General features: G+C 59.7%; 13 protein-coding genes. 5 read left to right on the plus strand and 8 right to left on the minus strand.

Annotated elements, in window-relative coordinates:
• Positions 1-158: 158 nt before the first annotated feature.
• Genes ACTJK9_RS29300 through ACTJK9_RS29310 form a run of 3 tightly spaced genes read right to left on the minus strand, consistent with a single transcriptional unit; the run spans position 159 to position 3,537 of the window.
• Positions 159-1,064 carry an acyltransferase gene (locus tag ACTJK9_RS29300; protein WP_221398717.1) on the minus strand — a complete coding sequence of 302 codons (906 nt, stop codon included), beginning with the start codon at positions 1,062-1,064 and terminating at the stop codon, positions 159-161.
• A gap of 4 nt (positions 1,065-1,068) precedes the next feature.
• On the minus strand, positions 1,069-3,168 hold the full coding sequence (pta, locus tag ACTJK9_RS29305) for a phosphate acetyltransferase (protein ID WP_085702484.1): 2,100 nt from the start codon (positions 3,166-3,168) through the stop codon (positions 1,069-1,071).
• A gap of 60 nt (positions 3,169-3,228) precedes the next feature.
• A complete protein-coding gene (locus ACTJK9_RS29310) occupies positions 3,229-3,537 on the minus strand; it encodes a DUF3565 domain-containing protein (protein ID WP_085611462.1) in 309 nt (102 codons plus the stop codon).
• On the opposite strand from ACTJK9_RS29310, the gene ACTJK9_RS29315 reads away from it, so the two are divergent.
• The 3 genes from ACTJK9_RS29315 to ACTJK9_RS29325 all read left to right on the plus strand — a co-directional run bounded on the left by ACTJK9_RS29315 (position 3,536) and on the right by ACTJK9_RS29325 (position 5,888).
• Positions 3,536-4,021: an FKBP-type peptidyl-prolyl cis-trans isomerase gene (locus tag ACTJK9_RS29315; RefSeq protein ID WP_007959084.1), complete on the plus strand. Its 486-nt coding sequence runs from the start codon at positions 3,536-3,538 to the stop codon at positions 4,019-4,021. The genes ACTJK9_RS29310 and ACTJK9_RS29315 overlap by 2 nt on opposite strands.
• A gap of 123 nt (positions 4,022-4,144) precedes the next feature.
• Positions 4,145-4,627 carry a glutathione peroxidase gene (locus ACTJK9_RS29320; protein ID WP_007959082.1) on the plus strand — a complete coding sequence of 161 codons (483 nt, stop codon included), beginning with the start codon at positions 4,145-4,147 and terminating at the stop codon, positions 4,625-4,627.
• A 157-nt stretch (positions 4,628-4,784) separates the two neighbouring features.
• Positions 4,785-5,888, plus strand: a complete 1,104-nt coding sequence (locus ACTJK9_RS29325) for an NADH:flavin oxidoreductase (RefSeq protein ID WP_440817827.1) — start codon at positions 4,785-4,787, stop codon at positions 5,886-5,888.
• On the opposite strand, the gene ACTJK9_RS29330 is transcribed toward ACTJK9_RS29325, so the two are convergent.
• A complete protein-coding gene (locus ACTJK9_RS29330; RefSeq protein WP_085611347.1) occupies positions 5,857-7,077 on the minus strand; it encodes a glycosyltransferase family 4 protein in 1,221 nt (406 codons plus the stop codon). The two genes, ACTJK9_RS29325 and ACTJK9_RS29330, sit on opposite strands and share 32 nt — an antisense overlap.
• A 42-nt stretch (positions 7,078-7,119) precedes the next feature.
• Entirely contained in the window at positions 7,120-7,872 is a 753-nt protein-coding gene (cysZ, locus tag ACTJK9_RS29335; protein WP_011332493.1) for a sulfate transporter CysZ, read from the minus strand.
• A 310-nt stretch (positions 7,873-8,182) separates the two neighbouring features.
• On the opposite strand from cysZ, the gene trxB reads away from it, so the two are divergent.
• On the plus strand, positions 8,183-9,145 hold the full coding sequence (trxB, locus tag ACTJK9_RS29340) for a thioredoxin-disulfide reductase (RefSeq protein WP_039769336.1): 963 nt from the start codon (positions 8,183-8,185) through the stop codon (positions 9,143-9,145).
• Between the two features lie 180 nt (positions 9,146-9,325).
• Here the strand turns inward: trxB and ACTJK9_RS29345 are convergent, their stop codons facing one another.
• The 3 genes from ACTJK9_RS29345 to ACTJK9_RS29355 form a co-directional block, all read right to left on the minus strand.
• Positions 9,326-9,664: a HopJ type III effector protein gene (locus ACTJK9_RS29345; RefSeq protein WP_085611348.1), complete on the minus strand. Its 339-nt coding sequence runs from the start codon at positions 9,662-9,664 to the stop codon at positions 9,326-9,328.
• A gap of 121 nt (positions 9,665-9,785) precedes the next feature.
• Positions 9,786-10,880, minus strand: a complete 1,095-nt coding sequence (locus ACTJK9_RS29350) for a methyltransferase (protein ID WP_440817829.1) — start codon at positions 10,878-10,880, stop codon at positions 9,786-9,788.
• 2 nt (positions 10,881-10,882) lie between these two features.
• Entirely contained in the window at positions 10,883-11,923 is a 1,041-nt protein-coding gene (locus ACTJK9_RS29355) for an NAD(P)/FAD-dependent oxidoreductase (protein ID WP_085611350.1), read from the minus strand.
• Positions 11,924-12,029: 106 nt separating this feature from the next.
• Between ACTJK9_RS29355 and ACTJK9_RS29360 the strand changes: the two genes are divergently transcribed.
• Positions 12,030-13,567, plus strand: a protein-coding gene (locus ACTJK9_RS29360) for an IS3 family transposase (RefSeq protein ID WP_139834536.1) whose coding sequence is annotated in 2 segments (ribosomal slippage) — positions 12,030-12,480 and positions 12,480-13,567 — 1,539 coding nt in all. Because the reading frame shifts where the segments join, the coding sequence is not laid out codon by codon here.
• Positions 13,568-13,608 lie beyond the last annotated feature (41 nt).

Here is a 13,608-nt window from a genome sequence, read left to right on the forward strand (position 1 = left end):
CTCCACTCAGCCTTCCGATGGGGCCGGCACGTCAAAAGCGGTACTCGAGCTAACGCTCATTGTGTTGAGTGGTGAAGAGCAGGTGCGGGAAGGGGTGCTTTGCTCTTCCGGGGGAGCACCTGACAGCCAACCACCGTCAGGCGCTCCCACACGGAAGATCAGCGTCGGTTGGGATATTCGCGGTGCATCTGCTCGAGCAATGCATCCTTGTCTTGCCACAGTTGGTTGATCCAGCCCTGGAATTGCAGGCGGTATTCGCCGTCCTGGTCGTAGTTTTTGCCGATGAACTGCGGTGGGATTTTCAGTTCTTCGAAGTGCACCACTACGTCTCGGACGTTGCCGCACAGCAGGTCCCAGAAGCCAGGGCGTCCGCCGGGGTAGTGGATGGTGACGTTGACGATCGATTCCAGCTGTTCGCCCATCGCATCCAGTACGAAGGCAATGCCGCCGGCTTTGGGCTTGAGCAGGTATTTGAACGGTGATTGCTGCTGCGCGTGCTTGCCTTCGGTGAAGCGTGTGCCTTCGACGAAGTTGAAGATGCCTACCGGGTTGTCGCGGAATTTCGCGCAGGTCTTGCGGGTGGTTTCGAGGTCTTTGCCTTTCTTTTCCGGGTGTTTTTCCAGATAGGCTTTTGAATAGCGTTTCATGAACGGGAAGCCCAGTGTCCACCACGCCAGACCGATGACCGGGACCCAGATCAGTTCCTGCTTGAGGAAGAACTTCAGCGGCTGGATGCGCCGGTTGAGCACGTATTGCAGCACCAGGATGTCGACCCAGCTCTGGTGGTTGCTGGTGATCAGGTACGAGTGTTGATAGTCCAGGCCTTGCAGGCCGCTGAGGTGCCAGCGGGTGCGGCGGACCAGGTTCATCCAGCCTTTGTTGTTGCTGATCCAGGCTTCGTGGGTGTGGCTCATCAGCCAACGCGAGGCGCGGCGTGCGAGGTCGAACGGCAGCACTTTGATCAGCGCCACGAGAAACAGGAACGAGCACAGCAGGATCGTGTTCAGCGCCAGCAGCAGCGCGGCGATCACGCCGCGCAGAGGGGCAGGGAGAAAAGCCAGCATCGGGTCAGATATCCAGAGGTCGGTTGGCAGCCTGAATCGCGGTCAGGGCAATGGTGTAGACGATGTCGTCGACCTGCGCGCCGCGCGGCAGATCGTTCACCGGTTTGCGCAGGCCTTGCAGCATCGGGCCGAGGCTGACGCAATCGGCGCTGCGCTGCACGGCTTTGTGGGTGGTGTTGCCGGTGTTCAGGTCGGGGAACACGAACACCGTGGCGCGGCCGGCCACCTGGCTGTTCGGCGCCAGTTGCCGGGCCACGGTTTCGTTGGCGGCGGCGTCGTACTGCAACGGCCCGTCGATCAGCAACGAGTGCTGCTGTTCGTGGGCGAGCAGGGTGGCTTCGCGGACTTTCTCGACTTCTTCGCCGGTGGCGGATTCGCCGCTGGAGTAGCTGATCATCGCCACGCGCGGGGTGATGCCGAACGCGGCGGCCGAGTCGGCGCTTTGCAGGGCGATCTCCGCCAGTTCGCTGGCGCTCGGATGCGGGTTCATCACGCAGTCGCCGTAGACCAGCACTTCTTCGGGGAACAGCATGAAGAACACCGACGACACCAGTGTGCAGCCCGGAGCGGTCTTGATCAGTTGAAGCGCCGGACGGATGGTGTTGGCCGTGGTGTTGATGATGCCGGAGACCAGGCCGTCGACTTCATCCAGTGCCAGCATCATGGTGCCGATCACCACGGTGTCTTCCAGTTGTTGCTCGGCCATCGGCGCGTTGAGGCTTTTGCTCTTGCGCAGGGCGACCATCGGTTCGACGTAGCGCTCGCGGATCAGATCCGGATCGAGGATTTCCAGTCCCGGCGGCAACACGATGCCCTGGGCCCGGGCCACGGCTTCGACGTCAGCCGGTTTGGCCAGCAGCACGCAACGGGCAATCCCGCGTTCCTGACAGATTGCCGCTGCCTGTACGGTGAGCGGCTCGCTGCCTTCGGGCAGGACGATACGTTTGTTGGCGGCCTGCGCGCGTTGAATCAACTGATAGCGGAACACCGCCGGCGACAGGCGCATTTCCCGTGGCGTGCCACAGCGCTGGTGCAGCCAGTTGGCATCGAGGTGACTGGCGACGAAGTCGGTAATGATCTCCGCACGTTCGCGGTCATCGACGGGGATTTCCTTGTTCAGGCCGTTGAGCAGGTTGGCGGTGTCGTAGGAGCCGGTGCTCACCGACAGCACCGGCAGACCGGCCTGCAACGCGCCACGGCACAGGTCCATGATGCGCGGGTCGGGCAGGGTGTCGCTGGTCAGCAGCAGGCCGGCCAGCGGTACGCCATTGATGGCCGCGAGGCTGACGGCGAGGATGATGTCGTCGCGATCGCCGGGGGTCACCACCAGTACGCCGGGCTTGAGCAGATCTACGGTGTTGCGCATGGTGCGCGCGCAAATGATGGTCTTGGTCATGCGCCGGGTTTCGTAGTCGCCGGCGTTGAGCACCTGGGCGCCCATCAGGTCGGCGACGTCGCGGGTGCGCGGAGCGTTGAGTTCGGGCTGGAACGGAATGCAGCCGAGCAGACGGAAATCACCGGTGCGCAGCAAGGGCGAATGCTCTTTCAGACGCGCGGCGAAGGCGTCCATGCTCTCGTCGGTCTTGACCTTGTTGAGGATCACGCCGAGGACTTTCGGGTCTTTCGGCCCGCCGAACAGTTGCGCCTGCAACTCGACGCGGCCTGACAGCTCGGTCAGCACTTCGTTTTCCGGGGCCGAGACCAGAATCACCTCGGCATCCAGGCTCTTGGCCAGGTGCAGGTTGACCCGCGCGGCGTAGCTGGCGCTGCGGGTTGGCACCATGCCTTCGACGACCAGCACGTCTTTGCCGATGGCGGCCTGCTGGTAGAGGGTGATGATTTCTTCGAGCAACTCGTCAAGCTGGCCGTCGCCGAGCATCCGCTCGACGTGGGCCAGGCCCAGTGGCTGCGGCGGTTTCAGGCCGTGGGTGCGCGCTACCAGTTCAGTCGAACGCTCAGGGCCGGTGTCGCCCGGATGCGGCTGGGCGATCGGTTTGAAGAAGCCGACTTTCAGCCCGGCCCGCTCCAGCGTACGCACCAGCCCGAGGCTGATGGAGGTCAGACCCACACCAAAGTCGGTGGGCGCGATAAAAAAAGTTTGCATGCGGATTCTCTAAGGGTGCATGGCAATGGCGATCGTCTCTGTGTGCCGATCTGCCGCAATTCAGTCGCCAAGGTTATCGCTAACCGAGCCTTGAGCGCACCAACCGCAAGCAAAGGGTTGGCCTATTTTTTCAATACGTTGCGCGGCGTCCAGCACCCACGCCCGGGACTGCCAGGGCGGGAGGTGGCGCAGGTGCTGGGTGTGGCCGCAGGAGAGCTCGGCGACCCAGTGGCCGTCCTCGTCCTGATGGAATCCGCTGACGGTCACGGGCGCCAATCGATCCCGTCTGTCCGGGTTCTGTTCGCTTTCGGGCAAATCCTTGTTTAGACTTGTCCGTTCTTCATTCTTATGCAAAAGGTCTCGCCCCATGCTGATCGCCGCCAATAAGGCTGTCTCCATCGACTATACCCTGACCAACGACGCTGGTGAGGTCATCGACAGCTCCGCCGGCGGCGCTCCGCTGGTCTACCTGCATGGCGCAGGCAACATCATCCCGGGCCTGGAAAAAGCCCTGGAAGGTAAAGAAGTCGGCAACGAGCTGGACGTTTCCGTCGAGCCGGAAGATGCCTACGGCGAATACGCCGCCGAACTGGTCAGCACCCTGAGCCGCAGCATGTTCGAAGGCGTTGACGAGCTGGAAGTTGGCATGCAGTTCCACGCTTCGGCGCCGGACGGCCAGATGCAGATCGTCACCATTCGTGACCTGGACGGCGACGACGTGACTGTCGACGGCAACCACCCGCTGGCCGGTCAGCGCCTGAACTTCAAAGTGAAGGTCGTTGCCATCCGTGACGCCAGCCAGGAAGAAATCGCTCATGGTCACGTCCATGGCGAAGGTGGCCATCACCACTGATTTTCTGCGCTAAGCTTTCGAGTACTGGAGAGGCGCCCGAGGGCGCCTTTTTAGTCCGCGGCTGTCCTTGGTGGTCTCGCCAAGTGGCTGTTTCGAGTAGAAAACGGGAATCTGGAGTTCGTCATGAGTGCTTTTCACGACCTTAAGTTGACAGCCCTGGATGGCCAGGAGCTACCGCTGGCACCCTTCAAGGGCCAAGTCGTGCTGGTGGTCAACGTCGCCTCCAAATGCGGCTTGACCCCACAGTACGCGGCGCTGGAAAACCTTTATCAGCAATACAAAGGCAAAGGCTTCAGTGTGCTGGGCCTGCCGTGCAACCAGTTTGCCGGCCAGGAACCGGGCAGTGAGCAGGAGATCCAGGAATTCTGCAGCCTCAACTATGGCGTGAGTTTTCCGTTGTCGAAAAAGCTCGAAGTCAACGGTCACGACCGTCATCAGCTGTACCGTCTGCTGGCGGGCGAGGGCGCGGAGTTTCCCGGTGACATCACCTGGAATTTCGAGAAATTCCTGCTCGGCAAGGACGGCCGGGTACTGGCACGGTTCTCGCCACGCACGGCGCCGGATGATCCTTCGGTGATCACGGCGATTGAAAAAGCCCTGAGCTGAAACACAAAAATCGCAGCCCTCGAGCTGCGATTTTTTTCGCCTGCCTTTTGACCCTTAATCATTCAGATCAATAGTGCTATCGGTTGGTTGGAACTGCGCATATTATCGCCGTCATATGATTCGCATGACCGTCGATCAATTTTTCGTGGAGCCTCCCATGCCCGTGCAAGCCCTGTTCAAACCGTTCCAGCTCGGTGCCCTCGAACTGCCGACCCGCGTGGTCATGGCGCCCATGACCCGCTCGTTTTCTCCAGGCGGTGTGCCCAATTCCAAAGTGATCGAGTACTACCGTCGTCGTGCGGCGGCCGGTGTCGGCCTGATCATCACCGAAGGCACCACCGTCGGCCATCAGGCTTCCAACGGTTACCCGAACGTGCCGCACTTCTACGGTGAAGCCGCGCTGGCCGGTTGGGAAAAAGTCGTGGACGCGGTTCACGCCGAAGGCGGCAAGATCGTTCCGCAACTGTGGCACGTCGGCAATGTGCGCCGTCTGGGTACCGAACCGGACGCGAGCGTGCCGGGTTACGGCCCGTCGGAAAAACTCAAGGACGGTCAGGTCGTGGTGCACGGCATGACCAAACAGGACATCCAGGACGTGATCGCAGCCTTCGCCCAAGCGGCGAAAGATGCCCAGAACATCGGCATGGACGGCGTGGAAATCCACGGCGCCCACGGTTACCTGATCGACCAGTTCTTCTGGGAAGGCAGCAACCAGCGCACTGACGAATACGGTGGCAGCCTGGCCAACCGTTCGCGTTTCGCCATCGAGCTGATTCAGGCCGTACGCGCAGCGGTGGGCGAAGGCTTCCCGATCATCTTCCGCTTCTCGCAGTGGAAACAGCAGGACTACACCGCGCGTCTGGTGCAAACCGCCGAAGCGCTGGGCGAATTCCTCACGCCGCTGTCCGACGCCGGCGTGGACATTTTCCACTGCTCGACGCGCCGTTTCTGGGAGCCGGAATTCGACGGTTCCGACCTGAACCTGGCCGGCTGGACACGCAAGCTGACCGGCAAACCAACCATCACCGTCGGCAGCGTCGGCCTCGACGGCGAGTTCCTGCAGTTCATGGTCAACACCGACAAGGTCGCGCAACCGGCCAGTCTGGAAAAACTGCTGGAGCGTCTGAACAACGACGAGTTTGATCTGGTGGCGGTGGGGCGTGCGCTGCTGGTGGATCCGGACTGGGCGCAGAAAGTGCGCGAAGGCCGCGAGCAGGACATTCTGCCGTTCAGCCGTGAGGCGTTGATGACGCTGGTTTGATCGTTGTGGGAGGCTTGTCGCGCAGGTCGCGGCAAGCCCCCAGCAAATGGTTTTCAAACTGTTCGACGATAGCCGCCCAACCCTGGCGGCTGGCGTGTTGGCGTGCATTCAGGCGTACGCAGCGCAACCTTTCGTCTTCTTCCAGCAGCCACGCCGCTGCCTCGCAGAACGCCTCTTCATCCCCGGGCATCGCCAGCACGCCGTTGTAGCCATGGCGAATATGCTGGGCCGCCGCGGCCTGGTCGTAAGCCACCACCCCCAGGCCTGAGGCCAGCGCTTCCAGCACGACGTTGCCAAAGGTTTCGGTCAGGCTCGGAAACAGAAACACATCCCCCGATGCGTAGTGCGCCGCCAGTGCTTCGCCACGTTGCGAGCCGCAGAAAATCGCCTCGGGCAGTTCCTTTTCCAATGCCATTCGTTGCGGCCCGTCGCCGATCACGATCAGCTTCAGATTACGTTGTGGGTAAGTGCCGGCGAGCTTTTCGAAACTGCGCTTGAGCAGACCGAGGTTCTTCTCCGGCGCCAGGCGTCCTACGTGAATGACCGCAATGTCCTGCTCGCCAAGACCCCATTGCTCACGCAAGGCATTAAGGCGCTTGGCTGGGTGAAACAACTGACTGTCGACACCCCGGGACAGTAGCGCGAGGCGTTCGAAGTGGCGACGCTCCAGCTCCAGGCGCTGGCTGACGCTCGGCACCAGGGTCAGGGCCGAACGATTGTGAAACCAGCGCAGATAGTGGGTGAGCACGCGGGTCAGCAAACCCAGCCCGTACTGGTGGGTGTATTGCTGGAAATTGGTGTGAAAGCCGCTGACCACGGCAATACCGAGTCGGCGTGCCGCGCGCAGTGCCGACAGCCCGAGCGGGCCTTCGGTGGCGATATAGAGCACGTCCGGGCGCTGGCGCGTCCAGCGTCGCAACAGTTTGTGCATCGACGACTGCCCCCATTGCAGCCCCGGATAACCCGGCAACGGCCAGCCTCGGCACAGCAGCAGCGAGTCATCTTCACTTCGCTGCGGATCGTCAGCCTGACGCGGTCGCACCAGTTCCACCCGATGCCCGCGTGCGCGCAAACCGTCGCACAGGCGGCCAAGGGTATTGGCCACGCCGTTGATTTCCGGTGGGAAGGTTTCGCTGATGAGGGTGATATGTAGAGCTGTCGTCATGGCCTCAGTGTCGGCTGAGGCCATGTCGTGGTTGTGACGTTCGGATGATGGATTTGTGACGTGGCCTCAGCGTTGCGTCACCAGATTCTCGGCCCCGCGCTCACGCACCCAGAACAGTGTCGCGCCAGCCACGGCCGCCGGCATCATCAGGATGTTCACCACCGGAATCAGCAGCACCAGATAGACGATGCCGCCGAAGCTCATGCTCTGCCAGCGCTTCTGGCGCAGCCAGGCGAGCATTTCGTTCCAGCCGAGTTTGTGGTTGTCCGCCGGGTAGTCGATGTACTGGATTGCCATCATCCACACCCCGAACAGCAACCACAGCGGCGCGGCGACGATGTTCACCACCGGGATGAACGAAAGGATGAACAGGCCGATGGCGCGTGGCAGGAAGTAACCGAGTTTGCGCATTTCCCGGGCCAGGGTGCGCGGGATCATGGCGATCAGTTCACCCCAGCTGAAGGCCGGGAAGTCGTCGGTGCCGCGCACCACCACTTCAACCTTTTCCGCGAGGAAACCGTTGAAGGGCGCTGCGATCACGTTGGCCAACATCGTGAAGGTGAAGAACACCATCAACGCCACCAGCACCACGAACAGCGGCCACAGGATGTAGCTGAGGAAACTCAGCCATTCGGGCAGCGACGGCATCAGCGTGTCGACCCACAGGCTGAACTGGTGACCGGCCAGATAGATCAATCCGACGAACAGCACCAGATTGATGGCCAGCGGCAGCAGCACGAACAGGCGCAGGCCAGGGCTCAAGACCAGTTTGAGGCCCTCACGCAGGTATTGCGGGCCGGACAGAACAGGGGCGGGCATAAGGTGCTCCGAGCAAGGGAAAACGCGCCGACCTTACCGACTTTGCAGAACCTGTGAAAGCGCGGCAGCGGGATCGACATTCACTGTAACAAAGACGTCCATCTCGTCAGTGTGTCGGCATAGAGACCACCTATGAGCTGGATTGTTAAACCGTATTTCCTTAATCTTGCCCCCCTCGATACGCTGCACCCAACTTTTTACAGGACTGTCGAGCTCATGCCTTCCCCAAGGTTATCCACAGTCCTTTTTTATTCCCGCCGGCAGTCCGGCGTCCGGCCAGGTGTCTTGGCCGGTCAACAGGAGCAGGTTCATGTCTGAAGTCCGTCATTCGCGAGTGATCATCCTCGGTTCCGGCCCTGCCGGTTACAGCGCTGCCGTCTACGCTGCCCGCGCCAACCTCAAGCCGCTGCTGATCACCGGCATGCAGGCCGGCGGTCAACTGACCACCACCACCGAAGTCGACAACTGGCCGGGCGACGTCCACGGTCTGACCGGCCCGGTGCTGATGGAGCGCATGCGTGAGCACGCCGAGCGTTTTGAAACCGAGATCGTCTTCGATCACATCAATGCTGTGGACTTCGCTTCCAAGCCATACAGCCTGACCGGCGACAGCGGCACCTACACCTGCGACGCCCTGATCATCGCCACCGGCGCCAGCGCTCGTTACCTTGGCCTGCCGTCGGAAGAGGCGTTCATGGGTAAAGGCGTTTCGGCCTGCGCGACCTGCGACGGTTTCTTCTATCGCAACAAGCCGGTGGCCGTGGTCGGTGGCGGCAACACTGCTGTCGAAGAAGCGCTGTACCTGGCCAACATCGCCAGCAAGGTCACCCTGATTCACCGTCGCGAAACCTTCCGCGCCGAGAAGATCCTGATCGACAAGCTCAACGCCCGTGTGGCCGAAGGCAAGATCGAGCTGAAGCTGAACGCGACCCTGGACGAAGTGCTGGGCGACAACATGGGCGTGACCGGTGCCCGTCTGAAGAACAACGACGGCAGCTTCGACGAAATCAAGGTCGACGGCGTGTTCATCGCGATCGGCCACACCCCGAACACCTCGCTGTTCGAAGGTCAGCTGGAATTGAAAGACGGCTACTTGGTCGTTCAGGGTGGCCGTGAAGGTAACGCCACCGCGACCAGCGTCGAAGGCATCTTCGCTGCCGGCGACGTGGCCGACCACGTTTACCGTCAGGCCATCACCTCGGCCGGCGCCGGCTGCATGGCGGCACTGGACACCGAGCGTTACCTGGACGGTCTGCAGAACGCTTCGTTCTAAGAAAGCAGGCACCACGACAGTGATCGTTCCCACGCTCTGCGTGGGAATGCCTCATCTGGACGCTCTGCGTCCTTGGGACGCGGAATGTCCCCGGCTGCATTCCCACGCAGAGCGTGGGAACGATCTGACGAAAAAACCGGCCAATTGGCCGGTTTTTTCATGCCTGCGATTCGCGCGGAATCAGCGGCGGGTCAGCGGTTGCGCTTCGAACTTCACGCCCGCCAGACCGTGCTGGATCAGCGCACGGATATTGCCGTGGTCGCTGCCTTCAGGCGTTGCCACGACCGAACGGTAGTGTTCGCCGAACGCCAGCAGTGCTTCTTCATCGCTCAAGCCTTCCAGCAGCGCCAGACCCAAAGTCTTGCACGAACCTTCGTTCTGCCCGGCCGCGTTTTCCACGCCACCATTGTTGAACGCCTGAGGCTGGTAGTCGTAACCGGCGGCGATGAAGGCCAGGGTGTCGGCAAAAATGTGTTCGCCGCTCTTGAGGCTGGCGCGCAGGGTGTTCAGATCACTCATGACTTACGACTCCTTCTCAACAGTTACATGTGATATTCACAAATATATTCAATAACTTACACATGGTAACTTTTTCGTGCCAGATGCGCGCCGGGTAATCGCACGGACGTGAAACTTATCCCTATGCCTTGCTGGCAAGCACGGTGTCGCGACAGCCATGTGCGCGATTGAGCTGCACCTCGATGTGATCGAACCGGTTTCCAGACAGTAGCGCCACCAGAGAACTTGCGCTGAAGTTCTGCCCGCCCTCGGTCAGGATCTGTACATAGAGACTCATGAGCGCCGGCAGAATCGGCCCGGCCAGATCATCGTCCAACAAGGTTTCACTGACCGCCAGACATCCTCCTGGCCTGAGGTAATGGTGAGTATTGGCCAGCAGCTTGACCTGGTAATCATGACTCCAGTCCCCCAATGCAGCGGAGATCAGCACCACATCGAAGTCAGCCTCGGTCAACGGCAGGCGATCGAAGATATCCCCTGACAGGCATGAAATTCGATCGCTCAATCCCTTGCGCTCGACTTCGGCGCGAGCGAAACGCGTGGCTTTTTCCAGATCAATCATTGTGATCTGCGCCTGAGGGATCGCCTGCGCAATTTCAATGGACACCTGCCCACCGCCGCCGCCCAGATCAAGTATGCGTAACGGGGTCGCAGAACCGACTCTCGCGTTCAGCGCATCGGCAATACGAGTCCCTGCGCCGGTGCTGAACGTGTTCATGGCCGTCATGAACACATTGAAGTCTTTCTCGCTTTTATCCAGCTCGGCATAGAACTCATTGGTATCGCCGTGCGCCGAGGACAGGTGCAGACGATCGGAGATCGGTTTGCCGCTTTTAAGCGACTCGGCAAGCTGACCGAACAACGGATAGACATGACGGCTGTGGTGCTCGACCGCCGAACAAATATTGTTCGTACTATGGCGGGAGAGCAGTTTCTGCGCATCGCTTGAGTTGAAGAACTTTTCATCTCGCTGAATGATCAGTCCCACCGACAAACCGAAGGACACCAGTTTCTGGACTTGCGCCGCACTTAGCTGGCACGCGTCGGCCAATTCGCTGATTGCCGTTCCTGATGTCTCATCCAGATGACTGAACAGATTCACCTCAATACAACCGAATAACGAGGCAGACAGCATATAGCCATTAACCAGGGTGTGAACCAATGCTTCGGAACTTGGCAATTTACCGCGAAAATCAATCGTTCCCTGATTCTGCATATCTATGATCCCAGTATTGAGTTGATGTAAGCCAAAGTCTTGGCCGGTGCGTACTTGAAAGCGGCTCCTTCGCCGAAAGCCAATACATGTGTGTGGGCCGGCAATGCGGTTTGCGCCTCGGGTGGCAGTGAGGCGAAGGCGTCTGCCGAGCGGGTGGTTCGTACTTCGGAGAATGAAAGCGGCAAGGGTGCGAACCGCTGCAAATGTGCCAGGGCCTTGTTCAGATGAGCGTCGGCGCGGTCAGGCAGATGGTTTGGCGCAACGTCCCAATCCGGCTGAGGAACGCCAAATAGAATCTCGCCGCATGCGGTCGGACGAGCATGGAAGCCACTGTCGTGTTCGACCACAAAGGGCAGATGCGACAGGTTATGGCCTGCAAGCCGATGAACAGTGATGGTTCGATTGCGCACTACAGCCGGCAGTCCCAAGCGTTCGAGCAGGCTCGGCGTCCAGTAACCGGTGGCAAAGATCACCCCATGCGCCACGTAACGCCCCGCTTGCGTCAACAAGTGCCGTGCACCGGCACTTTGCTCCAGAGCCAGAACCGGATGGCCGAACCGGAAGGTCACCCCAAGTCGCTCACATGCTGAACGCAGTGCATGCCATGTGAGCAGGGGATCTCTGAAACCGGCGTGTTCATCTTCCACGGCGTAATCCACAGCCCCCCATTCGATATGCGGTCTGCGGGCCTGAAGTTGCGCACGTGAAAGAACCTGCAGGCCCCTCGGACTGGCCCCGTCCAGCAAAACCTCAGCTGCCGCACCGAAGCAGTAATAACTCGGGCAGGGACGGAAATCGCCAGCCAGGCCCAGTTCCGAGTAAAAACCGTGGCTTTCTACAACCTGGGCGCTGACAACAGGGTCAGGGTCGAAAAAACGTATCCCGGCCCCGGATGCAGTCGAAGCGTTTGTTACCTGGGACATCTGCTCGATGACACACACACGCAGCTTGCGTCGGGCCAGGTGCAGTGCGGTGCACAGACCAATGAGCCCGGCACCGACGACGAGCCAGTCGTAGTGGCTGGATACCTGGCGTGAGCTCATCAGCGACCCAGCTCGCCAATCACTTGCGGCATTATCCCTCTGTGTCAGGCTACCTGTCGCCCTTGTTGATTGACTCGTTCATTCAAGAGGGTGAAGGTGCATAACAATGTCCAATTTAGGCAAGCGCTACGACAGCGACTTCAAAGACTGGGTCGTTTTGCAAATGATGCCGCCCTTTAATCGGTCAGTGGCAGAACTTGCCGTTGCACTCAATCTCACGCCACAGTCGCTGCGAAACTGGAGACAAATGGCCAGAGACAAAGGCTTGATCGTTCCAGGAAACGGCAAAACCAGTGACCAATGGTCTAGCGCCGATAAATTCAATGCTGTTATGGAAACCGCGCCGTTGAGCGAGGTGGAAATTTCTCAGTATTGCCGAATAAAGGGCATTTACCCTGAGCAAATTCAGCAGTGGAGACTGGCCTGTCAAAACGCCAATCCGGTCGTTGATCTCAACTCTCGAACCTCTAAAACGGCCGAGCAACGGCGTATCAAAATACTCGAGCGTCAATTGATCCAGTCAGATGCCGGACGTGCGGAGGCGGTGGCCTTGCTGGAGCTCAGAAAAAAAGCCAATGCGATCTGGGGCAAGGACAAGGAAGACTGATTAACGCCGCTGATCGTACGCAAGCCATGAAGTTGATTGCAGACGCAGTGCAGAGCGGCGCTCGTCGATATCGAGCCTGCAATGAGTTGGGGTTGAGCCTGCGTACAGTCCAGCGCTGGCGATATGCTGACTGTGATGGGCGACTGCTGGCTAAACGGGCAGCTCCGGCTAACAAGCTCAGTGAGTCGGAATGCCAAGCGGTACTTGATGCTGCCAATCAGGCTGGCTACGCCAGCCTTACTCCGCACCAGATCGTCCCCAAACTGGCCGATGAAGGCATCTATCTGGCTTCGGAATCGACGTTTTACCGAGTGTTAAAAGCGGCTCATCAAAACGTGCGTCGCGGCCGAACCAAAGCCCCGAAACGTAGGGTGCTGACGACGCATTGTGCCGATGGCCCCAACCAGGTGTGGTGCTGGGATATCACTTGGTTGCCAAGCACCGTCAGAGGTCGATTTTTCTACTGGTACATGGTCAAGGATGTCTACAGCCGCAAACTGGTCGCCAATGAAGTGCACGAAGTGGAATGCGCCGAACACGCATGCGAGCTGCTTAGAAAGGGATGCTTACGTGAACATACAGCGGGTCGCCCGCTGGTGCTGCACTCGGATAACGGACACGTGATGAGAGGTTCTTTGCTGCGTGAAAGCATGGTTGCACTTGGCGTCGAGCCTTCTTTTAGCCGGCCAAGGGTAAGTAACGATAACGCATATGCAGAGGCACTTTTCCGCACTGCAAAGTACTGCCCGCTCTGGCCGGATCAACCATTTGATACGGTCATTGATGCGAGGCTTTGGGTGCAGAAATTCATCGAGTGGTACAACGAAGATCATCGCCATAGCGCTTTGAAATACGTGACGCCAAACGAGAGGCACGAAGGCAAAGCGACGATGCTATTACAAGCAAGAGCAGCGCTTTATGAGGATGCCAGGAAAGCTAATCCGAGCCGTTGGAGCACTCGGACACGCAACTGGAAACTAGCTGATGCGGTGTATTTAAACCCAGAGCGCCCTGACTTTAAGGGCTCAACTGGCTAACAACGATTGGAACAAGGCGACAGGTGCCTTGACACGCACCG

It is taken from the genome of Pseudomonas sp. 22082 (assembly GCF_052046055.1).
GTDB classification, from domain to species: domain Bacteria; phylum Pseudomonadota; class Gammaproteobacteria; order Pseudomonadales; family Pseudomonadaceae; genus Aquipseudomonas; species Aquipseudomonas pharyngis.

What these genes read in the sequence shown, in the direction of transcription:
- ACTJK9_RS29330 (WP_085611347.1), bottom strand. Translation starts at nt 7,077, where the DNA reads ATGGCCTCAGCCGACACTGAGGCCATGACGACAGCTCTACATATCACC.
- ACTJK9_RS29320 (WP_007959082.1), top strand. Translation starts at nt 4,145, where the DNA reads ATGAGTGCTTTTCACGACCTTAAGTTGACAGCCCTGGATGGCCAGGAG.
- ACTJK9_RS29310 (WP_085611462.1), bottom strand. Translation starts at nt 3,537, where the DNA reads ATGGGGCGAGACCTTTTGCATAAGAATGAAGAACGGACAAGTCTAAAC.
- ACTJK9_RS29350 (WP_440817829.1), bottom strand. Translation starts at nt 10,880, where the DNA reads ATGCAGAATCAGGGAACGATTGATTTTCGCGGTAAATTGCCAAGTTCC.
- ACTJK9_RS29315 (WP_007959084.1), top strand. Translation starts at nt 3,536, where the DNA reads ATGCTGATCGCCGCCAATAAGGCTGTCTCCATCGACTATACCCTGACC.
- trxB (WP_039769336.1), top strand. Translation starts at nt 8,183, where the DNA reads ATGTCTGAAGTCCGTCATTCGCGAGTGATCATCCTCGGTTCCGGCCCT.
- pta (WP_085702484.1), bottom strand. Translation starts at nt 3,168, where the DNA reads ATGCAAACTTTTTTTATCGCGCCCACCGACTTTGGTGTGGGTCTGACC.
- ACTJK9_RS29355 (WP_085611350.1), bottom strand. Translation starts at nt 11,923, where the DNA reads ATGAGCTCACGCCAGGTATCCAGCCACTACGACTGGCTCGTCGTCGGT.
- ACTJK9_RS29345 (WP_085611348.1), bottom strand. Translation starts at nt 9,664, where the DNA reads ATGAGTGATCTGAACACCCTGCGCGCCAGCCTCAAGAGCGGCGAACAC.
- cysZ (WP_011332493.1), bottom strand. Translation starts at nt 7,872, where the DNA reads ATGCCCGCCCCTGTTCTGTCCGGCCCGCAATACCTGCGTGAGGGCCTC.
- ACTJK9_RS29325 (WP_440817827.1), top strand. Translation starts at nt 4,785, where the DNA reads ATGCCCGTGCAAGCCCTGTTCAAACCGTTCCAGCTCGGTGCCCTCGAA.
- ACTJK9_RS29300 (WP_221398717.1), bottom strand. Translation starts at nt 1,064, where the DNA reads ATGCTGGCTTTTCTCCCTGCCCCTCTGCGCGGCGTGATCGCCGCGCTG.